At 62.5% G+C, this 21,673-nt stretch carries 22 protein-coding genes and 1 pseudogene; 11 read left to right on the top strand and 12 right to left on the bottom strand.

Going from position 1 to position 21,673, the window contains the following annotated elements; genetic code table 11:
• Positions 1-94 precede the first annotated feature (94 nt).
• Positions 95-709, top strand: a complete 615-nt coding sequence (locus tag ACD590_RS05030) for a TetR/AcrR family transcriptional regulator (protein WP_112906332.1) — start codon at positions 95-97, stop codon at positions 707-709.
• Here ACD590_RS05030 and ACD590_RS05035 read toward each other — a convergent pair.
• Positions 706-1,935 (bottom strand): multidrug efflux MFS transporter, encoded by a 1,230-nt coding sequence (locus ACD590_RS05035; RefSeq protein WP_439002276.1) that lies wholly within the window; start codon positions 1,933-1,935, stop codon positions 706-708. The two genes, ACD590_RS05030 and ACD590_RS05035, sit on opposite strands and share 4 nt — an antisense overlap.
• A gap of 332 nt (positions 1,936-2,267) precedes the next feature.
• Between ACD590_RS05035 and ACD590_RS05040 the strand changes: the two genes are divergently transcribed.
• Positions 2,268-2,612 (top strand): nuclear transport factor 2 family protein, encoded by a 345-nt coding sequence (locus tag ACD590_RS05040; RefSeq protein WP_112906333.1) that lies wholly within the window; start codon positions 2,268-2,270, stop codon positions 2,610-2,612.
• A gap of 30 nt (positions 2,613-2,642) precedes the next feature.
• On the opposite strand, the gene ACD590_RS05045 is transcribed toward ACD590_RS05040, so the two are convergent.
• The 3 genes from ACD590_RS05045 to ACD590_RS05055 form a co-directional block, all read right to left on the bottom strand.
• Entirely contained in the window at positions 2,643-3,374 is a 732-nt protein-coding gene (locus ACD590_RS05045; protein WP_018241221.1) for a sulfite exporter TauE/SafE family protein, read from the bottom strand.
• Between the two features lie 61 nt (positions 3,375-3,435).
• Complete coding sequence (locus ACD590_RS05050) at positions 3,436-4,089, bottom strand: class I SAM-dependent methyltransferase (RefSeq protein ID WP_018241222.1); 654 nt, start codon at positions 4,087-4,089, stop codon at positions 3,436-3,438.
• 320 nt (positions 4,090-4,409) lie between these two features.
• Positions 4,410-4,736, bottom strand: coding sequence for a hypothetical protein (locus ACD590_RS05055; RefSeq protein WP_028733845.1), 327 nt, complete (start codon positions 4,734-4,736; stop codon positions 4,410-4,412).
• A 225-nt stretch (positions 4,737-4,961) separates the two neighbouring features.
• Between ACD590_RS05055 and ACD590_RS05060 the strand changes: the two genes are divergently transcribed.
• On the top strand, positions 4,962-5,564 hold the full coding sequence (locus tag ACD590_RS05060) for a superoxide dismutase (RefSeq protein WP_008528928.1): 603 nt from the start codon (positions 4,962-4,964) through the stop codon (positions 5,562-5,564).
• Between the two features lie 137 nt (positions 5,565-5,701).
• Positions 5,702-6,547 (top strand): metallophosphoesterase, encoded by an 846-nt coding sequence (locus ACD590_RS05065; protein WP_439002277.1) that lies wholly within the window; start codon positions 5,702-5,704, stop codon positions 6,545-6,547.
• A 64-nt stretch (positions 6,548-6,611) separates the two neighbouring features.
• Here the strand turns inward: ACD590_RS05065 and ACD590_RS05070 are convergent.
• A pseudogene (locus ACD590_RS05070) lies at positions 6,612-7,295 on the bottom strand (helix-turn-helix transcriptional regulator); the annotation flags it as partial.
• A 130-nt stretch (positions 7,296-7,425) separates the two neighbouring features.
• Between ACD590_RS05070 and ACD590_RS05075 the strand changes: the two are divergent.
• The 3 genes from ACD590_RS05075 to ACD590_RS05085 all read left to right on the top strand — a co-directional run bounded on the left by ACD590_RS05075 (position 7,426) and on the right by ACD590_RS05085 (position 9,744).
• Entirely contained in the window at positions 7,426-8,061 is a 636-nt protein-coding gene (locus ACD590_RS05075; protein ID WP_131605271.1) for a LysE family translocator, read from the top strand.
• A 190-nt stretch (positions 8,062-8,251) separates the two neighbouring features.
• Positions 8,252-8,692 (top strand): c-type cytochrome, encoded by a 441-nt coding sequence (locus tag ACD590_RS05080; protein ID WP_018241227.1) that lies wholly within the window; start codon positions 8,252-8,254, stop codon positions 8,690-8,692.
• A gap of 137 nt (positions 8,693-8,829) precedes the next feature.
• On the top strand, positions 8,830-9,744 hold the full coding sequence (locus ACD590_RS05085; protein ID WP_018241228.1) for a cytochrome c: 915 nt from the start codon (positions 8,830-8,832) through the stop codon (positions 9,742-9,744).
• A 145-nt stretch (positions 9,745-9,889) separates the two neighbouring features.
• Here the strand turns inward: ACD590_RS05085 and ACD590_RS05090 are convergent, their stop codons facing one another.
• Both ACD590_RS05090 and ACD590_RS05095 read right to left on the bottom strand, forming a co-directional pair.
• Positions 9,890-10,519, bottom strand: a complete 630-nt coding sequence (locus ACD590_RS05090; RefSeq protein WP_018241229.1) for a glutathione S-transferase family protein — start codon at positions 10,517-10,519, stop codon at positions 9,890-9,892.
• Between the two features lie 107 nt (positions 10,520-10,626).
• Complete coding sequence (locus tag ACD590_RS05095; protein WP_018446273.1) at positions 10,627-11,121, bottom strand: GNAT family N-acetyltransferase; 495 nt, start codon at positions 11,119-11,121, stop codon at positions 10,627-10,629.
• A 269-nt stretch (positions 11,122-11,390) separates the two neighbouring features.
• Between ACD590_RS05095 and dmeR the strand changes: the two genes are divergently transcribed.
• From dmeR to bla, 3 genes are all read left to right on the top strand, one after another.
• Positions 11,391-11,663, top strand: a complete 273-nt coding sequence (gene dmeR, locus ACD590_RS05100; RefSeq protein ID WP_018241231.1) for a Ni(II)/Co(II)-sensing transcriptional repressor DmeR — start codon at positions 11,391-11,393, stop codon at positions 11,661-11,663.
• A 157-nt stretch (positions 11,664-11,820) separates the two neighbouring features.
• Positions 11,821-12,852, top strand: coding sequence for a CDF family Co(II)/Ni(II) efflux transporter DmeF (gene dmeF / locus ACD590_RS05105; RefSeq protein WP_439002278.1), 1,032 nt, complete (start codon positions 11,821-11,823; stop codon positions 12,850-12,852).
• 113 nt (positions 12,853-12,965) lie between these two features.
• The gene (bla, locus tag ACD590_RS05110) at positions 12,966-13,883 is read left to right on the top strand and encodes a class A beta-lactamase (RefSeq protein WP_439002279.1); all 918 of its coding nucleotides are present in this window, start codon (positions 12,966-12,968) and stop codon (positions 13,881-13,883) included.
• A 59-nt stretch (positions 13,884-13,942) separates the two neighbouring features.
• Here bla and ACD590_RS05115 read toward each other — a convergent pair whose 3' ends face one another.
• The 3 genes from ACD590_RS05115 to ACD590_RS05125 form a co-directional block, all read right to left on the bottom strand.
• Positions 13,943-14,407 carry a hypothetical protein gene (locus tag ACD590_RS05115; protein WP_439002280.1) on the bottom strand — a complete coding sequence of 155 codons (465 nt, stop codon included), beginning with the start codon at positions 14,405-14,407 and terminating at the stop codon, positions 13,943-13,945.
• Positions 14,408-14,501: 94 nt separating this feature from the next.
• Positions 14,502-16,841, bottom strand: coding sequence for a glucose/quinate/shikimate family membrane-bound PQQ-dependent dehydrogenase (locus ACD590_RS05120; protein ID WP_130716023.1), 2,340 nt, complete (start codon positions 16,839-16,841; stop codon positions 14,502-14,504).
• 197 nt (positions 16,842-17,038) lie between these two features.
• Positions 17,039-18,541, bottom strand: a complete 1,503-nt coding sequence (locus tag ACD590_RS05125; protein WP_439002281.1) for a protein adenylyltransferase SelO — start codon at positions 18,539-18,541, stop codon at positions 17,039-17,041.
• 249 nt (positions 18,542-18,790) lie between these two features.
• Here ACD590_RS05125 and ACD590_RS05130 point away from each other — a divergent pair, with 249 nt between their 5' ends.
• Positions 18,791-20,245 (top strand): MFS transporter, encoded by a 1,455-nt coding sequence (locus ACD590_RS05130; RefSeq protein WP_131702242.1) that lies wholly within the window; start codon positions 18,791-18,793, stop codon positions 20,243-20,245.
• 17 nt (positions 20,246-20,262) lie between these two features.
• Here ACD590_RS05130 and ACD590_RS05135 read toward each other — a convergent pair whose 3' ends face one another.
• Together ACD590_RS05135 and ACD590_RS05140 are read right to left on the bottom strand one after the other, a co-directional pair.
• The gene (locus ACD590_RS05135) at positions 20,263-20,493 is read right to left on the bottom strand and encodes a hypothetical protein (RefSeq protein ID WP_439002282.1); all 231 of its coding nucleotides are present in this window, start codon (positions 20,491-20,493) and stop codon (positions 20,263-20,265) included.
• Between the two features lie 21 nt (positions 20,494-20,514).
• Positions 20,515-21,462 carry a homocysteine S-methyltransferase family protein gene (locus tag ACD590_RS05140; RefSeq protein ID WP_439002283.1) on the bottom strand — a complete coding sequence of 316 codons (948 nt, stop codon included), beginning with the start codon at positions 21,460-21,462 and terminating at the stop codon, positions 20,515-20,517.
• Positions 21,463-21,673: the final 211 nt, after the last annotated feature.

The following is a 21,673-nucleotide window of genomic DNA, read 5'->3' on the forward strand; positions in this document are numbered from 1 at the left end:
GCGGTCGATGCCGCCCGCCGATAGCGTTTGAACATTTGTACTGTTTCGCATAAAATAATCTTCGTCAAGAATTTACTGCGAAACGGTACAAAATATGAAGGACGAAAAGAAGCGCGGCCGCCCAAGGGCCTTCGACGCCAAGGCGGCGCTCGGCAAGGCGCGGGATGTCTTCTGGGACAGGGGGTATGCCGCCGCCTCGCTCGACAATCTGAGCGCTGCGACCAACCTCAACCGCCCGAGCCTCTACGGCGCCTTCGGCGACAAGGAGGATCTCTATCTCGATACGCTGGAGGGGTATCGGCAGGACGGCATGGACGTGCTGACTGAGGCGCTCGACCCGTCACTGCCGTTGCGCGACAATATCGCCCGCGTCTATGCCGGTGCGCTGGCGATCTATCTGCACGGTGAAACCGCTGCCCGCGGCTGTCTGCTGATCGGCACGGCGTCGGCCGAGGCGATCCAGCATGAGCGGGTCCGCGAGGTGCTCGGCCGCAGCCTCAATGATTTCGACGACGAGATCGAAAAGCGCATGCGCCTTGCCGTGGACAGGGGCGAGCTTCCCCAAAGCGCCGATCCGCAGATGCTTGCAAGGCTCGCCTCCGCCGTCATGCATTCGCTCGCCGTCCGCGCCCGCGCCGGCGACAGCCGCGAGACGCTGGAAGCGATCGCCCGGTCGGGCGTCGAGCTGATCTGCGGGAGCGCCCCTTAGCCGGATGTCTCCCTCGGCCGTACCATCCAGGAATAGGCAGCACCTGCGAGAAGCAGTACTGACGTGCCGAGGAACACCGCCCGCATGCCGATATGCCCGCCGACAAAGCCGCCAAGGATGGGGCCGGCCACCTGGCCGACATATTGCGACGAGATGGAAAGCCCGAGAATGCTGCCGGCCGCACTGTCCGGCACGCTGTGGCGGATAACAGCGGCGATGCAGGGCAGCAGCCCGCCGAGTGCTGCGCCCATCAGGAAACGCAGGATGATCAGCTGCCAGGAGCTGGTGACGAAGGCCTGCGGGATCAGCAGCAGCCCGGCGACGGCGAGCGCGCCTGAAATCACCGGCCAATGGCCGATCCTGTCGGCGAGCTTGCCGAGCCATGAGGCCGAGAGAATGCTGCCGAGGGCAGCGGCCGACATGACGATGCCCGATATCATCGTCACCTGGGCTTCGACGGGCACGAGCTGCGCGACATAGACGGTGATGATCGGCTCGATCGACATATTGGCGAACATCAAGAGCATGCCGGTCGCCAGCATGGCGATGACGGGCCGCTTATCGGCAATGGATTTCCAGCCGCCGCTGGCCTTGGCCGCCTGCTTGCGAGCCGGCGATTTCTCTTCCTTGATCAGCAAGGCCGTGGCGAGAAAGGCGAGGAAGATCATGCCGCCGGCGGCGAGAAACGTGCCGCGGATGCCGATGATCGGCGGCAGCGACCCGCCGACCAGCGGCCCGACGAGATTGCCGGCCATGATGCCGGAGGAGAGCACGCCGAGCGCCCAGGCCGAACGGTCCTTCGGCGTCTGCGTCGCCACCAGCACCATCGAACCGGAGGCATAACCGCCGGCAAGCCCGACGAAGAGGCGCAGGGCCACCAGCTGCCAGACATTACCGGCCATGCCCATCAGCGAGATCGCCAGCGTCATGCCGAGGCTGGCGCGCACCAGCATCAGCTTGCGGCCGTAAATATCGCCGAGCCGGCCCCAGAGCGGCGCGACGAGAGCCGCGGCAAAGAAGGTGGCGCCATAGGCGATACCCGACCACTGCACGATGTCAGCATGGTCGCTGACACCGAGTTCCTCGACATAAAGCGGCAGGAAGGGAAGCAGCAGCGTCATCGCCACGATCGTGGTGAAGGAGCCGATCAGCGAGATGGTGAGATTGCGCTTCCAGTGGATCGAGCCGGGCCTGGCGCTGGCGGCGTCCAATTGCGTATCGGTCATTCTCTCGGCCCCGGCATTGATCGCGCGGGCGAAGTTCCGCACGCATGGTGAAACAATGTGCCCTTTGCCGCGGCGAGGAGATCGGCGCGGGTGAAACTGTCCTGAGATCGAGTTTTTCGAGGTCGAACGCATAGGCCGTAGCGGTGCATGCGCTCGCCGTTCCAGGGCGGGCACGCGCTGATATAACCGCGCTATGGCCCATCCTTCAAGATGGCGCTTCCGCATTGGTGGCCTGTCTTCGGAAATGAGAGCCGCAATCTGGACCCTCTCGGACAAAACTGCTACAACATGACCGATTGCGTTATGCAATCGGTCAATCCAAGGACATTGCCATGAGCGACATGCGCACATCCCGAGAGCAGACTGTCCGTCATCTCTACGCCGCCTATCTCGACGACCGCAAGGATATCGTCGGTGCGATGTTGACGGAGGATTTCACCTTCTCCAGTCCGCGCGATGACCACATCGACCGGGCGAGCTATTTCGAGCGCTGCTGGCCGAAGGAGCCGGTCTTCCGCGGCTTTGACATCGAATTCCTGGCGATCGACGGCGACGAGGCGGTCATCCGCTATCGCGCCGAAAAACGGGATGGCGGCAGCTTCCGCAACATCGAGAGCCTTAGCTTCCGCGGCGACAAGATCGCCTCCGTGGATGTCTATTTCGGCCGCAGTTTGTAAGCTCGGCCGAGACGGGGACGCGCCACTGCTTTACAGGAGCCGCATTGCCGACGTGCCGATGATGATCATCGAGACCGCCACCATCAGCGGCCGCACCGGCAGCCGTTTGACGAGGATCGCGCCGAAGGGGGCGGCGATGACGCCGCCGATGATCAGGCCGATCGCCGAATTGAGTTCCGACCAGCCGAGCGTCAGCATGAAGGTCAGGGAAATCGTCAGCGTCACCGCGAATTCGGTGAAATTGGTCGAGCCGATCACCCGTTTCAGATCATGGCCGCGGCTGACCAGCGAACTGGTGACGATCGGCCCCCATCCGCCGCCGCCGATCGCATCGAGCACGCCGCCGCAAAGCCCGACCGGTGGCACCATCCAGTCGCGGACATCCCGTTTCGGCGGCGGCCGAAAGGCTTTGTAGAGGATCACCAGCCCGATCGCGATCAGATAGGCCGACACGAAGGGCGCGATCACCTTGCCGTCGATATTGGCCAGCAGATAGGCGCCGATCGCGCCGCCGATCATGCCGGCCGGTGCGAGCCGCGCCACGAGGCGCCAATCGACGTTGCGATGATAGGCGTGCGAGATGCCCGAGGCGGCGGTGGTGAACATTTCCGCCACATGCGTCATGGCGCTGGCATTGGCCGCCGGCACCCCGAAGGCGAGAAGGCTGGTCGTCGACAGCACGCCGAAGGCCATGCCGAGTGCGCCGTCGACGATCTGCGCGCAGAAACCCACGACGATGAAGAAAAAGAAATCCGATGTCATGCAGTCCCCTCAGACAAACGGTAGCATCAGAATAAGCGACGCGGGGAAAAAGTTTCCGGTCTCAGGCGGCAAGTCCGTGCTGCTTCAGCCTGACGATCTTGAAGAAGCCGTTCGGAAAGACCGGCAGAATATCGGCAGGCGCGAAATCACCGCGGCGCTCGGCCCAGGCGACGATGCGGTGAACGCGGAAGGCGGAGGACCAGCCGATGTGACGCACCAGCGGCGCCACCGCCGTCTCGATCGCGCCCTGCAGACCGGCGCCGTCGCCAAGCTTGCTGGCAAGGATGATCTCGCCGCCCGGCCTGAGCACTCTCGCGCATTCGTCAAGCGCCCGTTCGGGCTCGGGGATGAGCGTGATGACGAAGGGCAGGCAGACCGCATCGAAAGACCGGTCGGCAAAGGTAAGCGCATGGGCATCCATCACATCAAGCGCCCGCACATGCTGCAGCTTCTCGCGTTTCGCCTTTTCACGCGCCCGCGCGATCATGTGTTCGGAAATGTCGATGCCGGTTACCCGGCAGTGGCGCGGGTAATGCCCGAGCGTCAGGCCGGTGCCGACGCCGATTTCCAGAATATCGGTGCCGGCTGCGGCCGCGAGTGCAGCAAGCTTGCGGTGGCCATCGCGCAGGATGCCGCGATAGACGCGGTCATAGACCGGCGCCCAACGCTGATAGATTTTTTGCTGATCTTCCGCCCTGCTGCGAAGCTCTGACATGCCGGCACCTCCCTACAGCGCCGCACGTCTTTTCGGACGCGCAAAGGGCGCTGTAACACTTTGAATTGCTGCATAATTTTGCCCCTAAATCAATTCTGCTTTAGGGAATTATGCAGTCGCAAGCCCAGGAAAAGTGGAAAGCGGTTCCCCAGGAATTGCATCAAATAAAAAGATTTGAGCGGTTCTGTGCTTCTCTCAAAAGCTGAACCGCTCTAAAGCCCAGCCTCTCAACTCCTAAGGGTAGGTTCCGGTTCCCGGCGAAATGTGACCCAAGGCACAGATCCACACCGGGGGGCACTTTGGGGTGACCCCGCTACAGCCTATTTTGCCGGCATCAGCCCAAGCTGTTTGGCGTCCAGTTCGCTGCCGATCTCGACGGTTTTCTTTTGCTTGTCGTAGACGCAGATCTGGGCGATCAGCCCCTTGGCGCCCTTCGGCTTGCCTGTCACCAGGGCAAGCCCGTAATGCGAGCTGCCGAACGGATCGACCGTGGTGCTGGGCTTCTCGATCGTGACCGCTGCCTTCTTGCATTTGGCCTCGACGTCGGCGGCGAGCTGCTTCCAGGCGTCATCGGAGGAGGCATGCGCCGTACCTGCCAGGCAAAGCAGTACGGCGGCAGTGAGAGGCTGGATTATATTCCTGTTCATATCGGGGCTCCGTTGATCTCCATAACAGGCAAAGCGGTTTTCGGGGCGGGCATTCCCATTGATTTGCCCAAGCGATTTCTACGCGCGACTCCAACCCTGTAACTGAGGCAAATTTTCCTCCGGCCGGTCGTTTTTTGATAATTCGCCGGTTGCCTCTCCCCCTTTCCGCTCCTATGTTCCGCCTCACCTGCCGAGACGCAATCAATTGCCAAGAGGAGATCTGACATGGCTTTCGAATTGCCTGAACTTCCCTATGATTACGAAGCGCTTGCTCCCTTCATGTCGAAGGAAACGCTGGAGTTCCACCACGACAAGCACCATAAGGCCTATGTCGACAACGGCAACAAGCTCGCCGCCGAAGCCGGTCTTTCGGACCTCTCGCTCGAAGACGTCGTCAAGAAGTCCTTCGGCACCAATGCCGGCCTCTTCAACAACGCGGCCCAGCACTACAACCACATCCATTTCTGGAAGTGGATGAAGAAGGGCGGCGGCGGCAACAAGCTGCCGGGCAAACTCGAAGCGGCCTTTACCTCCGATCTCGGCGGCTATGACAAGTTCAAGGCCGATTTCGCCAATGCCGGCGCCACCCAGTTCGGCTCCGGCTGGGCCTGGGTTTCCGTCAAGAACGGCAAGCTCGAAATCTCCAAGACCCCGAACGGCGAAAACCCGCTGGTTCACGGCGCCACCCCGATCCTCGGCGTCGACGTCTGGGAACACTCCTATTACATCGACTATCGCAACGCCCGCCCGAAATATCTCGAAGCCTTCGTCGATAGCCTGATCAACTGGGACTATGTCCTGGAACGCTACGAAGAAGCCACGAAGTAAGCGGTACCAGACCAGCCGCCATGGCGGCGATGTCGTCCGCCTCTTCGAATTTGACACCCGGCGCCTCAAACGCCGGGTGTTTCGTTTTCACACGAAGCCGTCACATCCCTGTCACTAGCCGCTCCTAATCACGCCCCATGTCTTCCTCTGCGTCTCCCTTGTTCCGCTTCGGCGTCATCGCCGACCCGCAATATGCGGCGATCGCGCCGCATGTGGCGATGGATCGCTATTACGCCAACAGCCTCGCCAAGGTCGCCGCGGCGATCGAGGTGTTTAACGGTTGGGAATTGAGCTTCGTCATGACGCTCGGCGATGTCATCGACCGCAGCTTTTCAAGCTTCGACGATATCCTGCCGGTCTATGACAAGCTCAGGCACGAGGCGCTCTTCCTGCTCGGCAACCACGATTTCTCGGATTCTGCTGGACACTTATCCGAAGTCGCCGCGCGCCTCGGCATGCCATCGCCCTATTACAGCTTCTTGCGCCACGGCTGGCGCTTTATCGTGCTCGACGGCAACGAGGTCAGCATCTTCGCGCCGCCCGAAGGCCATCATCATCGTGCGCTTGCCGCTGAGATGCTGGCGGAGCTGCAGGCCAAGGGTGCAAGGAATGCCCATCGCTGGAATGCCGCACTGAGCGACGACCAGTTCGCCTGGCTTGGCGAGGAAATCGCAAAAGCGGCCGAGGCCGGCGAGAAGGTGATCGTCATGAATCACTATCCCATTCATCCGCCCAGTGAGCACGGCATGTGGGACAGCGAGCGCATCGTCGAGCTGCTCGCCTCCAGCAGCAATGTCGTCGCCTATCTAAACGGCCACGACCACGTCGGCAATTACGGCATGGCCGGCGCCTGCCACTTCGTCAATTTCAAGGGCGTGGTCGACACCGAGACGGAAAACGCTTTCGCGATCGTTGAGGTCCACGCCGACCGTATCGAAATCCGCGGCTTCGGCCGCGAGGTGAGCCGCACGCTGGCTTATTAGTTGCGAAACAGCGGAAGCCGATCGAGCGTGTCGATGATCGGCCGAACGGCTGATATAAGGCAGGCACAGCCTTCTCCGTCCACCCACTGGTCCAAAGCTCCCGCAGCCGGTCGCCGTCGCCCTTGAAGAAATCCTCGCTCGTTGCGCAGCGCTCCACCCGGTCGCTGCGGAAATTGCGGATCGCCTGGCGCAGCTCGCACCAGGCGACGATATTGGCGGTCTGCGAATAATAGATCAGCGCGATCGGCCGGATCGTCCGCTCGCTGGCGCGGCCGAGTTCGTCGCGGTAGCCGAGCATCAGCTTGCGTTCGTCGCGGATCGCGCGGCGCACGATCGCCAGGTCGAAGCCGGCCGGCTGCGCAATCGAGCCCCAGGCGTAAAGCGCCTTGTTGTCCATCGCCTGGCGTAGCGGCGCCGGCACCGCGCCGGCAATCTTCTGGTTGACCCGGCGCGCGGCGTGCTTCAGCTCCTCGTCCGCCGTCCGTTCGAGCAGCGCCAGCGACAGCACGATCGCCTCCATCTCCTCGATCGAAAACATCAGCGGCGGCAGGTCGAAACCCGGCCGCATGATGTAGCCGATGCCGCGCCCGCCTTCGATCGGCACCCGCATCGCCTGAAGGGCGGCGATGTCGCGATAGATCGAGCGCACGGTCACCTCGAGCGTCTCGGCCATCGTCGCTGCTGTCATCGGCTTTCTTGCCAGCCTGAGGATCTGAATGATCTCGAAAAGCCGCGAGGCCTTGCGCATTTTTGCCTCTCCCATCCGCCACGCTCCTGACAATACACTGTCAGTTGGGTTCCCGTATAGAGCCGCCTATCGGATTGAAATCAATCAGGGTCTTTCAAAACGGCCCGCAGAACCCAAGGCGGTAACTGACATGAACTACCACGAAAACCTCTGGCTCTTCTTCACCCTTCTCTTTGGCATCATCATCGTGCCGGGTATGGACATGCTCTTCGTGCTCGCCAATTCGCTGACCGGCGGCGTCAAACGCGGGCTGGCGGCGACCGGCGGCATCATGGCCGGCGGCGCCGTGCATTCGGCCTATGGCGCAGCCGGCGTCGGCGTGCTCGTCACCATGCTGCCGCAGCTTTTCAACGTGCTGCTCTTTGCCGGCGTCGCCTACATGATCTGGATCGGTATTTCGCTGATCCGCAGTTCGATCACCGTCGAGGCGGTCGGGCCGGGAACGGCACGCTCCGGCTGGCGCGCCTTTCGCCAGGGCGCCGTCACCTGTCTGGTCAATCCGAAGGCCTATATCTTCATGTTTGCCGTCTATCCGCAGTTCCTCAGACCGGAATATGGCCCGATCTGGATGCAGGGGCTGATCATGGGCGTCATGACTGTCGTCACCCAGTTTGCCATCTACGGCACGCTGGCGATGACCGCCGGCCGCAGCCGCGACCTGCTCGTCGCCAACCCTGACGTCACGGCCTTTGTCGGCCGCTTCGCCGGACTGCTGCTGGTTGTCGTCTCCGCCTTCAGCCTCTGGCAGGGGTGGAAAAGCGCTTGAGCGCCACTGCATGTCGCCCGGAAGTGTGCAGCGGTTCCGGGATAACGACATGCATAAAAGCAGAGAACGGCCTATCACATTGTTTTTATGATGCTCCGGCAAAACGTGACTGCCAGGACGCATGGATTTTGTCATGCTCCCGGTGCAGATTGGCCTCCGGCCAGTTGGCCGAGGAGAAATGGAGAGGAATATGAATTGGAAAGCAGTAGCTGCCGCCGCAGCGATGGCCGGCATAGCCTTAGGTTCGGTGACCGCCGCCGACGGTACTCATGATTCGCGCATTGCGCTGATGAAGCAGATCGGCGGTTCGGCCGGCGCCCTGGCAGCCATCGCCAAGGGCACCAAGCCCTATGACGCCGAGGCGGTGAAGGCGGCGCTGACGACCATCGCCGCAACGGCCAAGGTCTTCCCCGACCAGTTCAAGCCGGGCACGGAGACCGGCGACGAAGAGGCGAGCCCGAAGATCTGGGAAAACATGGATGACTTCAAGGCGCGCGCCGCCAAGCTCTCCACCGACGCCGAAACCGCGCTGGCTCAGCTTCCGGCCGATGCCGCCGCCGTCGGCGCCACGGTCAACACGCTCGGCGCCAATTGCGGCGGCTGTCACAAGGCCTATCGCATCAAGGATTGATAGGCCGTTTGATCTGGAACTTGATACGCGACCCGCGCCGGCCTTGCCGCCGGCGCGGATCACCTTATTCTCCGCCCGTGCGGGCTGGTCGCAGAACCGCTCCAAGCAGGAAAATCTCGGTAAAGGGGAGGCGGAGCATGGTCCGCAGGTTCATCCGGTTACTGCTCTGTCTGATCGGCGTCGCCGTGCTTGGCGGCGGCGCCTTCTATCTCGTCACCGCACCCGATCCGCTGCCGGAGAGCCGTTGGGCCGGTCTCGGCGCGCCGGACCCGGCGAACGGTCAGATGGTTTTCTGGGCGGGCGGCTGTGTCAGCTGTCATGCAGCACCGGGTTCCGAAGGCGATGCAAAGCTGACGCTTGCAGGCGGCCTGGCGCTGAAGAGCCCTTTCGGCACCTTCCACGTGCCGAACATCTCACCCGATGAAAAGGCCGGCATCGGCGCCTGGACGCTCGCCGAATTCGGCAACGCGATGAAGCGCGGCGTCGGCCCGGGTGGCGAGCACCTCTACCCGTCCTTTCCCTACAGCTCCTATTCCCGCATGAGCGATAAGGACGTCAACGATCTCTTCGCCTTCCTGAAGACCCTGCCGAAGAGCGCAAATGTCGCGCCACAGCATGAGCTGCCGTTCCCCTTCAACATCCGGCTGGCGCTCGGCGGCTGGAAATTCCTCTATTTCAGCGACCAACCGCGCGTCGCGCTCGCCAAGAGCGACGACAAGATCAAGCGCGGGCAATATCTCGTCGAAGGCCCCGGTCATTGCGGCGAATGCCATACGCCGCGCGATGCGCTGGGCGGCTTCCAGGCGGATCAGTGGCTCGCCGGCGCCCCCAATCCGGAAGGCAAGGGCCGCATACCGGATATCACCCCGGCCTCCAAGAGCATCGGCGGCTGGAGCGAGGCCGATATCGCCAGCTACCTCGAAACCGGCTTCACCCCCGATTTCGATTCCGTCGGCGGCTCTATGGTCGATGTGCAGCAGAACATCGCCCATCTGCCGGCCGCCGACCGCGAGGCGATCGCCGCCTATCTGAAGGCCGTGCCGGGACGCTAAAGCATGTTGCGCAAAACTGCGCAGCGGTTTTGCGGCAACGACATGCGTAAAAACAAAGATCCAAAGCGCGTCGCATGAATCAAGTTTGATGCGACGCGCTTTAAGTGCGGTTGTGCCTGGCACCTTCGCAAGGTCCCACGCCTGCTTATAGGGAGGTGGGACCTGGCATCAGATCATAGGGATGGCGCCAGCCGGGCATCTTGCTGATACGATCTTTCCAGGCTGTGATAGCCGGGAAGGCGCTGTGATCTATCCCGGTTTCCTCCGGCATGAAGACGTAGCCCGCCAGAGAGAGGTCTGCGATCGTCAGTCGGTCGCCGACCATGAAGGCCTGGTGCGCCAGATGTTCGTCAACAATGGCATAGGCAGCTTTGGCCCTCAGTCTCAAAAACTCGACGACGGGCGTCTCGCCGCTCTTCTGAAGGCCATACATGAACCTCAGCGTTGCGTAGTAGCTCGTGAATTTATGGTTGTCGAAAAGAATCCAACGCATGATGTCACGCCGTTCTTCGACCGTCTGCGCCCCAAAGTGGCCTGTCACCTCTGACAAGTAGTCCAGGATGATCCCCGATTGGCTGATTTTCGTTTGCCCATGTTCGAGCACAGGCGCCTCGCCCTGTTCGTTTATGGTTTTTCGCCATTGTTCGGTTCGCGTTTCGCCGCCCAGATAATCAACGAAAATGCTTTCCCACTCGATGCCGGCAAGCGCAAAGAACAGCGCGACCTTGTAAGAATTCCCCGACAGAGCGAAACAATGGAGTTTGAAATCAGGCATGAAAGCTCCTTATGCAATTCGACAAAGCATGTCGCGCAATACTGTGCAGCCGTTTTGATGCGTTGAGCTTCGGCTCTTGCGAAAGCCGAACCTTCGAGCCGGTCACCCTAAGCGATCGACTGCATATAGCGCATGCCGGTCACCGGACGCGGGGTGAAATCCAGCTGTTCGTAGAAGCGGTGCGCCAGCACGTTTCCGGTGGCGGCGCTGACGGAGAGGTAGCCGCAGCCGGCATTGCGGGCGGTCTCGCGCGCCCGGTCGACGAGCAACTGGCCGGTGCCGTGACCGCGATGGCCGTCACGCACGAAGAGGTGGTGCAGGTCCATGCCGCGCTTGCCTTCCTGCGCCCTGTAGAGCGGCACGAGAATGGCGTAGCCGATCAGCCCTCCGCCGGTCTCGGCGACGAGCGCATTAATCCAGGGCAGCGGGCCGAAGAGGTCGCGCTCCAGCTGCTCCGCCGTCGTGCCTGCCGAATCGCCGTGATGGGCGGCAAGCAGGGCGATCATCTCGTTGAGTTCGGGCAGGTCGCGCGGCTTGGCGGCGCGGATCGTCACCACCGATGGGCGCATCAGTGAAATTTCGCTGTCTTCGATTTCGGTCATGGTCTTCGCGTCCTTTGATATTCTGCCGTCAGGACGCTGCCGATACAACAAAGCCGCCTGACGGCGGCTTGTTGACAATATGATCTTGTCCGGCCGCCCTTTACAGGTACAGCCAAAAATACGAGCGGCTCTGGTGCGCGTTTTTGATCATGGATCATAGATCGTCGGAAATGCGGGCTTTGTCAATGGCGGATCGGAGCCCATCACAGGCATTGAGCCCTGGCCTCACTCTTGATAGTATACCCCCCTATGCTATATGAGGACCCATCATGTCCCACACCACCCTGCAGAAAAAGAAGCTCGTCGCCCGCATCAGCCGCTTGAAGGGGCAGATGGAGGCGGTCGAGCGCGCCCTCGAGTCTGAGCGCCCTTGCGGCGAGATCCTGCAACTGCTCGCCTCCGTCCGCGGCGCGCTGACCGGGCTGACCGGCGAGGTGCTCGACGATCATCTGCGTGAGCACGTGCTGAATGCCGCCGACGATGCGGCAAGGGCGGAGGCGGTCGAGGACATATCGGAAGTGTTGAGAACCTATATGCGCTAGAGCAATTCCAGGAAAAGTGTGAAGCGATTTTCCCAGGCAAAGCGCGAAGCGATTTTGCCGGGAATTGCGTAAAAAACAAAAGCTTAGAGCGGTTTTGCGTTTTCATGAAACGCTGAAGCGCTGAACCGCTCTAAGCGCGATGACGAAGGAGCCTGTCATGAGTGTGGAAAGCGACAAAGCTGGAATCAATGCCCTGGAACATGATCATGTCTTCCTCGGCGCCGATCATACGCGCAACGAGCGGCGCATCTGGCTGGTGATCGCGCTGACGGCAGTGATGATGGTGGCGGAAATCGCCGCCGGCACCGTCTACGGCTCCATGGCCCTGGTCGCCGATGGCTGGCACATGTCGACCCATGCCAGTGCGCTGCTGATTTCGGCGCTCGCCTATCTCTTCGCCCGCCGGCAGGCACGCAATCCGCGTTTCACCTTCGGCACCGGCAAGCTCGGCGATCTCGCCGGCTTCGCCAGCGCTATCATCCTTGCCCTGATCGCCCTGCTGATGGCCTGGGAAAGCCTGCTGCGCCTTTCCAATCCCGTGCCGATCGGTTTTGCCCAGGCGATCGCCGTGGCGGTGATCGGCCTTGCCGTCAATCTGGCCAGCGCCTGGCTGCTGGCCGGCGGCGGCCATGTCGCGCATGGCGATCATGCGCACCATCATCATGGGCATGGCCATCACGCGCATCACAGTCATGGCAACCACGCCCATCCCGCGCATGGACATCGTCCGCACGGTCATGGCGACCATGCCCATCACGCAAAGACCGGCGACAACAATATCCGCGCCGCCTATCTGCATGTCATCGCCGATGCTTTGACCTCCGTGCTCGCCATCGCGGCGCTGACGCTCGGCAGCCTTTATGGCTGGCTCTGGCTCGATCCCCTGATGGGCATCGTCGGCGGTTTGGTGATCGCCAATTGGTCGTGGAGCCTGATGAAATCCTCCGGCGTCGTCCTGCTCGACGTCATTTCCGAAGGCGAGACGCTGCCGGCGGAGATCCGCGGCGCCATCGAGACGGAGGACGACCGGATCACCGATCTGCATGTCTGGCAGGTCGGCCCCGGCCATCATGCCGCAATTGTTGCCGTCCTTACCTCGAAGCCGCGCGATCCGGCCTTCTACAAGGGCAGGCTTTCGGCGTTGGAGGAATTGTCGCATGTAACGGTCGAGGTTACGCGCGCGGCGTGATCGGCGCGATCGGACGACAAAGGTCGCTCGACGGACGATTAACATCACCTTGGGGACGAGATGCCGCCGCAATCTCGCCTTAGCTCTGTCCTCCTGATTTGCCGGAGGATTTCATGGATCTCAGTCTGACCCGCCGCATGCTGATAGGCTCGGCATTGTGCCTGCCTGCGATGGGCTTGCCCGCGCTGGCGATTCCCGCCAACGCCGAGGAGGGGGCCAAGGAGAGTGCCGAGGAGGGCGACGACAACATCGAGCGCCGCCTTGCTGCGCTGGAAAAACGCACCGGCGGCCGCCTCGGCGTCTCGGTGCTCGACACTGAGACGAGCATCTCCTTCGGCTATCGCGGCAGCCAGGCCTTCCCGATGTGCAGTACCTTCAAGGCTCTGGCCGCCGCTTTCGTGCTTGCCCGTGCCGACAAGGGCGAGGAGAACCTCGACCGGCGGGTGACCTATGGCAAGGACAAGCTCGTCGATTATTCGCCGCTCAGCGAAAAACATGCCGGCACCGATGGCATGACCATTGCCGAACTCTGCGAGGCGGCGGTGACCGTCAGCGACAACACGGCCGGCAATCTGCTGCTCGAAAGTTTTGGCGGTCCGGCGGCGCTGACCGAATGGCTGCGCTCGATCGGTGACGGCACGACCCGTCTCGACCGCACCGAACCGACGCTGAACGAGGGCCGAAAGGACGACCCGCGCGACACGACGACCCCGGATGCGATGCTCGACACGCTCGGCAATCTGACGCTCGGCTCGGTCCTCGCCGAAGCATCCTGCGACAGGCTGATCGCCTGGCTGGTGGCGAGCACGACAGGCAAGGAGCGGCTGCGCGCCGGCTTGCCGGCGGATTGGAAGGTCGGAGACAAGACCGGCACCGGGCCGAATGGCTCTCTCGGCGATATCGCTGTGATCTGGCCGCCGGATCGCGGTCCGATCGTCGCAGCCGTCTATATCAGCGAGACGACCGTGCCGGTGAAGGAACTCAACCCGGTCTTTGCCGAAGTCGGCCGCATGATCGTCGAGATGGTGTGAATCGGGAAAATGCGGCGGAGAAGGCTCCCGCCGCATGCTGGATTAGATCTGCCTGTGGCTCAGGCGGCGGTGATATCGTCCGCCGTCTTGGTGCCATCATCCTCGATACCGGCCATCTCGCGCTTGATCTGCTCGGTGATTTCCTTCTCGATTGCGGCGCGTTGGTCGGCCGGCATGGCGGCCAGATCGGCCTCGGTCAGATCGTGCTGCTCGAGATAGCGGGCCCGGATATATTCCGCCGGCGTCATGTTGCCCCATTTGGAGAATTCGTCGACCAGGGCGGCATGCGCCGCACTCGCCGCCACTTCATCGTCGGAAGGCTGATTGATGTAGGGGCCCTCGCTGCTTTGCAGGGCCCACATCGTATTGGCGATCGACGGCGGCGTGCTGCTGGGCTCGAGACCGGGCGCGGTATTGCGCGCAGTGCTGTCGAAGTTCGTCGTTTGCTGATTCTTGGATTTGGCCGACTGATCGAAAAGACCGCCGACCCCGTAATAATTGCGAATATTGCTAGAGATTTCCATAAAAACTCTCCCCGAAAAACGGGGAGAGAATGGCGATGCAGCCATGCCTAGAGCTTGCGCCGGTGCCTTCTCTTGAGGAGAAAGGGTTCTCCCATCAAGGCAGCGTATAGGCGATCACGTAATCGCCGGGCGTGGTGCCGACAGAGCCGTGACCGCCGGCGACCATGACGACATATTGCTTGTTATCATCAGTCTCATAGGTCATCGGCGTCGCCTGGCCGCCGGCGGGAAGCCGCGCCTGCCAGAGCTCTCTGCCATTCGTCACGTCATAGGCGCGCAGGTAGTTGTCGACCGCGGCACCCAAGAAGGCGACGCCGCCCTTGGTCAGCATCGGTCCACCGATGCCGGGTACGCCCACTTTGAAGGGCAGGGGCAATGGCGTCATGTCGCGCACGGTGCCGTTCTTGTGCATATAGGCAATCTTGCCCGTGCGCAGGTCAACGCCGGCGACATAGCCCCATGGCGGCGCCTGGCAGGGGATTTTGAGCAGCCCGAGGAAGGGACCCATGAACACGCCGTAAGGCGCGCCGTCATTGCGGTTGAGCCCCTGTTCGCTGCCCTTCTCGTCCTGGCCTCTCGGCGGAATATCGGCGGCCGGCACCAGGCGCGAGGTGAAGGCGAGATAGGTCGGCATGCCGAACATGATCTGCCGCTCCGGATCCACCGCCACGCTGCCCCAGTTGAAGGTGCCGAAATTGCCGGGATAGACGATCGTCCCTTTGAGCGAAGGCGGCGTATAGCGGCCCTCATAGTAGTAGCGGTGGAAGTCGATGCGGCAGGCGAGCTGGTCAAACAGCGACACGCCCCACATGTCCTTTTCCTGAAGCGGCTCCGGCGAGAAGGTGAGGTCCGAGATCGGCTGCGTCGGCGAAGTATGATCGCCGGAGACCGCACCACCCGGCGCCGGGATTTCCTTGACCGGGATGATCGGCTCGCCGCTGCGCCGGTCGAGCACATAGAGATCGCCCTGCTTGGTCGGGCCGACCAGGGCTGGAACCACGGTGCCGTCCTGCTTCGTCAGGTCGATCAGCGCCGGCTGGGCCGGGACGTCCATGTCCCAGAGATCGTGATGCACCGTCTGGCGCACCCAGCGCAACTGGCCGGTGGCGATATCGAGCGCGACGATCGAGGAGGAGAATTTCTCGACATTGTCGCTGCGGTTGATGCCGAGCTGGTCGGGCACCTGGTTGCCGAGCGGGATATAGACCATGCCGAGTGTCTCGTCGACGCTGAAGACCGACCAACTGTTCGGCGAGTTGGTCGTATAGGTCTGGCCCTCGGTGATCGGCGTCGTCACGTCGGGATTGCCGGAATCCCAGTTCCAGACCAATGCGCCGGTATTGATGTCGAAGGCGCGGATGACGCCGGATTGTTCCTCAGTCGAATAATTGTCGTTCACCGCCCCACCGACGATGATCTTGCCCGCCACCGCGACCGGCGGCGAGGTGGAATAGTAATAGCCGGCCGGGTTGTAGCGCATGCCGGTTTCCAAATGCAGCACGCCCTGGTCGGCAAAGCTGGTGCAGACCTTCCCGTCCGCCGCATCGAGCGCGATCAGCCGGGCATCGGATGTCGGCAGGTAGACGCGTTCGGCGCAGGGCTGGCCGGCGGCAACGGTTGGATCGGCATAATAGGTGACGCCACGGCAGGTCTGATGCTGCCGGTCGGGGTTCATGCCTGAGTTGGCGTCGTATTTCCATTTCTCCTTGCCGGTCTTGGCATCGAGCGCGATCGCCCAGTTGTGCGGCGTGCAGAGATAGAGCGTGTCCTTCACCTTGAGCGGCGTCACCTGATAGGTCGTCTCGCTAATATCCTCCGGCCGTTTGACGTCGCCGGTCTGGTATCGCCACGCTTCCTTGAGAGTGGAGACATTCTGGGCTGTGATCTTGTCGAGCGGCGAATAGCGCTGGCCGAAAGGCGTGCGGCCATATTGATGCCATTCGCCATCCGGCACGCTGCCGCCGAAGGCGGGATTGGCGGCGACCATGTCCTTGGGCAGTTCGCCGGCAAGATCATGCGGGTCAGTCGTCATCGAATAAAGGGCGACGAGGATGGCGAGGATGACAGGCACGGCGAGCGGCCAGGGGTTGGCGGCGTAGGTGATGCCCGTCGGGCTGCGCAGGCCGAGCGGCCGGCGGATCCATGGTGTCAGCAGCCAGAGCCCGAGCAAGATGATCATGCCGCCGCGCGGGCCGAGCTGCCACCAGTCGAAGCCAACCTCCCAGATCGCCCAGGCGAGTGCTGCGACGACGAGCACCGCATAGACCCAGAGCGCCACCGCCTTGCGCATCAGAAGCAGACCGGCGGTAATCACGAACATCAGCCCGGCAAACAGATAGAAGACGCTGCCGCCGAGCGTGACGAGCCAGAGCCCGCCACCGCCGAGTGCCAGCCCGATGATGATGAAGAAGATGGAGGTGACGATGATCGCCATAAGGCAGTCTCCCGCTGAGGTTAGCCGGGGTGAAGGATCGGCGGAAAAGCCCCGCCGATCAGGCAGATAGCGCGAGGGAGATGCCTTTCAACGGCCACAATTGCCGCAGGGCGCGGATGCACCGAACCGGGCGTCGGGCCGGATCGAAGCGGATCGCTGTGGCGCAAATGTCCCACCTAAACGGGCAAGACCGCCCGTCACGTTCCGCAGAAGGTCGCAAGCACCCGTTCGTCCGGCTTCGGTGGTTCCCTATAGGCGGCAAAGCCCGGCTGGTCCTCATAGGGTTTCGAAAGCACGCTCAGCAGCGCCTCGAACAGCGAGAAATCCCCGTCCTCGACGGCAGCCTTGATCGCCTGTTCGACCCGGTGATTGCGCGGAATGAAGGCTGGATTGACGCTGCGCATGGCAATGGCGCGCTCAGTGGCCGTCTGCGGATCGCGGGACAATCTCTCGCGCCACTGCGTGAGCCAGGGGCCGCACGCATCCGCTTCGCGGAAACTTGCCGCAAATGCGGGCGCTGCGACGTCATCGCCGGCAAGATCCGACAACCGCCGGAAGGCCAGGGTGAAATCGGCGCCCTGCGCCTGCATCAGTGACAGCAGCGCCTGCACCAGTTCGAGATCGCCGTCCTCTTCACCGGCAAGGCCGATCTTTTCGCGCATGCCGGCCAGCCAATGCGCCTGGAACCGTTCGCCGTAACTCTTTATCACCACATTGGCCTTGTCGACCGCGCTGTCGGGCTCGGCGTCGATCAGCGGCAGCAGCGTTTCGCCGAGCCTTGCGAGGTTCCATTGCCCGATGCCGGGCTGGTTGGCATAGGCGTAACGGCCATGCTGGTCGATCGACGAGAAGACGGTCGCGGGATCATAGGTATCCATGAAGGCGCAGGGGCCGAAATCGATCGTCTCGCCGGAGACGGTCATATTGTCCGTGTTCATCACGCCATGGATGAAGCCCACATGCAGCCAACGGGCAATCAGCGCCGCCTGGCGTTCGGAGACCGCTTCGAAGAGCGAGAGATAGGGGTTCTCGGCCTCTTTCAATGTGGGATAGTGCCGGTCGATCACATAGTCGGCCAGAGCCCGCACGCCGTCGGTATCGCCCCTGGCCGCGAAGTACTGGAACGTGCCGACTCTGACATGGCTGGCCGCGACGCGGGTGAAGACCGCGCCCGGCAGCACCTCTTCGCGATAGACCGGCTCGCCTGTCGTCACCGCCGCCAGCGCCCGTGTGGCGGGAATGCCGAGCGCAAACATCGCCTCGCTGATGATATATTCGCGCAATACCGGCCCGATTGCCGCCCGCCCATCGCCGCGGCGCGAAAAAGGCGTCGGTCCGGCGCCCTTCAGCTGGATATCGTAGCGCTTGCCGCTGCGGTCGACCACCTCGCCGAGAAGGATCGCCCGCCCGTCACCGAGCTGCGGCGAGAAGCCGCCGAACTGATGCCCGGCATAGGCCATTGCCAGCGGCTCGGCCCCTTCGGGAACGAGATTGCCGGAAAAGATTGCCGCACCGTCGCGGCGTAGGGCCTCGACGTCGAGCCCAAGCTCGGCGGCGAGCGGCTCGTTGAGCTTGATCAGCCAGGGCTCCGCCACCGGTGTCGGCACTTGCGCCGCAAAGAAGTGCGGCGGCAAGCCGACATAGCTATTGTCGAACGGAAAGGCCGCACCGGGCCGGTTTTTCTGCAGGGCGGAGGTCATGGTTCATAGGTAGGGCTAGGATGCATGCCGCGCAAGCCAGGGGATGAAGACCTTCACGAAGAACAGACCCATGCAAGGAATCGTGATCTGCCTTTACCTCTCGTCAAAGCAGCTTTGCCATAAACGACATAGCGCCGCCATGATCGCGGGCGTATAGCAGATCGTCTCCCCTTGGCTTTGCGCCATGTCATCCCCCGCGGCCTTGCTGCCTTGTGTGCTCCGCCGCGCCACCGCGAGTGATCCCGGACGATGTCGGATCAGATTTACCAGGCGCCGATGGTTCGGCGCGCCACACCCAATTTCCGGGTGATCGCGATGATTGTCGCGAGTGCGATGCTGATGGAAAATATCGATGCGACCGTGCTTGCGACCGCGCTGCCGACCATGGCACGTGATTTCGGCGTCAGCGCCCCGGCCATGTCGATCGCCCTGACCTCCTATCTCTTGAGCCTTGCGATCTTCATTCCGGCAAGCGGCCGGATGGCCGATAGTTTCGGCTCCCGCACCGTTTTCCGCTCGGCCATCGCCGTCTTCGTCGTCGGCTCCATCCTCTGTGCCCTGGCGCCGACGCTGTCCTTCCTGGTGCTGGCGCGGCTGCTGCAGGGCATCGGCGGCGCGATGATGATGCCGGTCGGGCGCCTAGTGCTGATGCGCAGCGTCGACCGCAAGGATATGGTCAGCGCCATGTCCTGGCTGCTCGTGCCGGCGCTGATCGGCCCGATCGTCGGCCCGCCGCTCGGCGGCTTCATCGTTACCTATCTCGACTGGCGCTGGATCTTTTATATCAATGTGCCGATCGGCATCATTGGCATGATCTTCGTCTCGATCTACATCGACGAGGTCAAGGGCAAGGCAAGCGGTCCGTTCGATACGATCGGCTTCATTCTTTCCGGCGTCTCGCTCGGCTCGCTGCTCTTCGGCTTCGAAATGTCGAGCCATGAGGGCGAGGGTGCGTTTTCGATCTTCCTCATCGCGCTTGGCCTGCTTTTCGGCATCGCCTATCTCAGACATGCCCGCAAGCACCCGTCGCCGATCATGGATTTCTCGCTGATGAAGGTGCCGAGCTTCGGCACGTCGGTCATTGCCGGTTCGCTGACGCGCATCACGCAAGGAGCGCAGCCCTTCCTGCTGCCGCTGCTCTTCCAGATCGGCTTCGGCCTGTCTGCCGCCGCGGCCGGCCAGATCATCATCGCGACCGCGCTTGGCGCTCTCGCCATGAAGCCGATGGCGAAATTTGTCTTCCGCCGGCTGGGCTTCCGCAGGAGCCTCATCCTCAACGGCATCCTCGGGACGATCGGCTATGGCCTTTGTGCCGCCTTCCGGCCGGACTGGCCGATGCCGCTGGTCTTCATCGTCCTGGTGCTCAGCGCCTTCTTCCTGTCGTTCCAGTTCACCGCCTATAACACCATTGCCTATGACGAGATCAGCAAGGAGCGGATGAGCTCGGCCACGAGCTTCTACACCACCTTCCAGCAGCTGATGCTGTCGCTCGGCATCTGCATCGGCGCCTTGGCGCTGCACGGCTCCATGGCGTTCAGTGGCGCCGAGACGCCGGCCCTTGGCGATTTCTCGGCAGCCTTCATCGTCGTCACGATCATCTCGATCACCGCGACCTTCTGGAACCTGCGCTTCTCGCCGACTGCCGGCGAGGAGATCACCGGCTACAAGGCCAAGCAGACGAAAGGCGCCGTCGCCAAAGGCTGACACCGCCTTTCCCTTCGTCAGAAGCCGACCGGCTCCCGCAGCTGCCTGCGTCGCAAGAGCCGGCCCTCGCGCCGGTCTGCCTCGAGGCCGTAGTTCATCTGGCCGGGCAAGCCCCCGAAGGCGAGATCACTATCCCGCAGCGCCACCTCCACGGCTGCCTCGGGCTCGGTGCGCCTCTGCCGTCCCGTAATCGCAAGCCACAGATCGTGCCAGCCGCACCCACGCATCATCGTGCCCCCAATCGTCATTCTCTCCTCGCTCTCAGGTCGTCACGCCGCCTGCGGCAGGCATGCCTCGCAGATCGCCGCGACATGGCGGTGGTCGGTGCCGCAGCAGCCGCCAAGCACGCGCACCGCAGGCATGCGATCGATGAGCTTGCGGTAGCGGCGGCCGAGATCTTCGGGATCGCCCGCATCCAGCGTTTCACTATTGTCCAACTGCTCATGGCTCATGGTCGAGGCATTGGCGCGGATGCCGGAGATGCGCTTCACCCAGGCGCTTCCAGGATCGAGTGCTGTTTCGAAATGCGTCGGATGGGCACAGTTAATCATGTAATAGGCCGGCGCTCCGCCGGTCGCCGCATCCGTCGTCTCGATGGCGTCCTGAATGCTGCGGCCCGTCACCAGCCGGCCATCCGTCTCCAGCGTGAAGGAGATGGCCGAGGGCATGCCGAGCGACTGTGCCGCCCGCGCCACGCCGATCGCCTCGTCGATATTGGTCAGCGTGAAGGCGCTCACCATATCGGCTTCCGTGCCGGCAAAAGTCCCGATCTGGAAGGCGTGGTAGTCTTCCGCTTCGGCCGCATCCATGCTGCCTGCCTTGTAGCCGTCGCCGCGCGGGCCGATCGCGCCGCTGATGACGATCGGTTGCTCCGGCCGCTCATAGGCGCTGCGTAAACCGACGAGCAGGTCGACGGCCTCCTCGTTGACCGCCTTCAGGGCTTCGCTGGTATAGCCGAGCTTCTGTCCCCAGTCCGGATTGGCTCGCCATGTGGCGGTGTCGAGCACGAAGCCCGTGCCGTGCCGCCGGGCGATATCGAGATAGCGGCGATAGTAATTCCGCATGCGCTGCCGCCCGTCATCGGAAGACAGCAATATGAAGGCGGCGAAATGCGGAAGCTCGATCCCTTCCTGGAAGATCATCGTCGTTTCCATGCCGCCATCGGTAATGAAGGTGCCGCCTTTGAGCTGCGGCAAACCATTTCTGTACTTTGCCATTGTTGAAGCCTCTCCCTCGCGGCGCCCGAAACGGCTGCCGTCGATGAATGATGTTCTGGCGCTTAATCGGCTGCCAAACTAGACGACTTGCGGTATACTCCAGGTGGTTTTGGTTTTTGCCGATTGATATCAATTGCTTGCTTCAACCGATGCTGCCGGGGGCGCAAGCAAGCCTGAAGGTGCGGCGCTGAAAACTGTACCGTCGGTACAG

Origin of the sequence: Rhizobium sp. 862_C5_N1_2, assembly GCF_051811205.1 — a bacterium.
Lineage (GTDB): Bacteria > Pseudomonadota > Alphaproteobacteria > Rhizobiales > Rhizobiaceae > Rhizobium > Rhizobium leguminosarum.

Coding starts and splice junctions, on each gene's coding strand:
- ACD590_RS05090 (WP_018241229.1), bottom strand. CDS start 10,519: ATGCCTGATTTCAAACTCCATTGTTTCGCTCTGTCGGGGAATTCTTAC.
- ACD590_RS05140 (WP_439002283.1), bottom strand. CDS start 21,462: ATGGCAAAGTACAGAAATGGTTTGCCGCAGCTCAAAGGCGGCACCTTC.
- ACD590_RS05045 (WP_018241221.1), bottom strand. CDS start 3,374: ATGACATCGGATTTCTTTTTCTTCATCGTCGTGGGTTTCTGCGCGCAG.
- ACD590_RS05060 (WP_008528928.1), top strand. CDS start 4,962: ATGGCTTTCGAATTGCCTGAACTTCCCTATGATTACGAAGCGCTTGCT.
- ACD590_RS05115 (WP_439002280.1), bottom strand. CDS start 14,407: ATGGAAATCTCTAGCAATATTCGCAATTATTACGGGGTCGGCGGTCTT.
- ACD590_RS05080 (WP_018241227.1), top strand. CDS start 8,252: ATGAATTGGAAAGCAGTAGCTGCCGCCGCAGCGATGGCCGGCATAGCC.
- ACD590_RS05125 (WP_439002281.1), bottom strand. CDS start 18,541: ATGACCTCCGCCCTGCAGAAAAACCGGCCCGGTGCGGCCTTTCCGTTC.
- ACD590_RS05050 (WP_018241222.1), bottom strand. CDS start 4,089: ATGTCAGAGCTTCGCAGCAGGGCGGAAGATCAGCAAAAAATCTATCAG.
- bla (WP_439002279.1), top strand. CDS start 12,966: ATGGATCTCAGTCTGACCCGCCGCATGCTGATAGGCTCGGCATTGTGC.
- dmeF (WP_439002278.1), top strand. CDS start 11,821: ATGAGTGTGGAAAGCGACAAAGCTGGAATCAATGCCCTGGAACATGAT.
- ACD590_RS05030 (WP_112906332.1), top strand. CDS start 95: ATGAAGGACGAAAAGAAGCGCGGCCGCCCAAGGGCCTTCGACGCCAAG.
- ACD590_RS05085 (WP_018241228.1), top strand. CDS start 8,830: ATGGTCCGCAGGTTCATCCGGTTACTGCTCTGTCTGATCGGCGTCGCC.
- ACD590_RS05095 (WP_018446273.1), bottom strand. CDS start 11,121: ATGACCGAAATCGAAGACAGCGAAATTTCACTGATGCGCCCATCGGTG.
- ACD590_RS05120 (WP_130716023.1), bottom strand. CDS start 16,841: ATGGCGATCATCGTCACCTCCATCTTCTTCATCATCATCGGGCTGGCA.
- ACD590_RS05065 (WP_439002277.1), top strand. CDS start 5,702: ATGTCTTCCTCTGCGTCTCCCTTGTTCCGCTTCGGCGTCATCGCCGAC.
- ACD590_RS05135 (WP_439002282.1), bottom strand. CDS start 20,493: ATGACGATTGGGGGCACGATGATGCGTGGGTGCGGCTGGCACGATCTG.
- ACD590_RS05055 (WP_028733845.1), bottom strand. CDS start 4,736: ATGAACAGGAATATAATCCAGCCTCTCACTGCCGCCGTACTGCTTTGC.
- ACD590_RS05040 (WP_112906333.1), top strand. CDS start 2,268: ATGAGCGACATGCGCACATCCCGAGAGCAGACTGTCCGTCATCTCTAC.
- ACD590_RS05035 (WP_439002276.1), bottom strand. CDS start 1,935: ATGACCGATACGCAATTGGACGCCGCCAGCGCCAGGCCCGGCTCGATC.
- dmeR (WP_018241231.1), top strand. CDS start 11,391: ATGTCCCACACCACCCTGCAGAAAAAGAAGCTCGTCGCCCGCATCAGC.
- ACD590_RS05075 (WP_131605271.1), top strand. CDS start 7,426: ATGAACTACCACGAAAACCTCTGGCTCTTCTTCACCCTTCTCTTTGGC.
- ACD590_RS05130 (WP_131702242.1), top strand. CDS start 18,791: ATGTCGGATCAGATTTACCAGGCGCCGATGGTTCGGCGCGCCACACCC.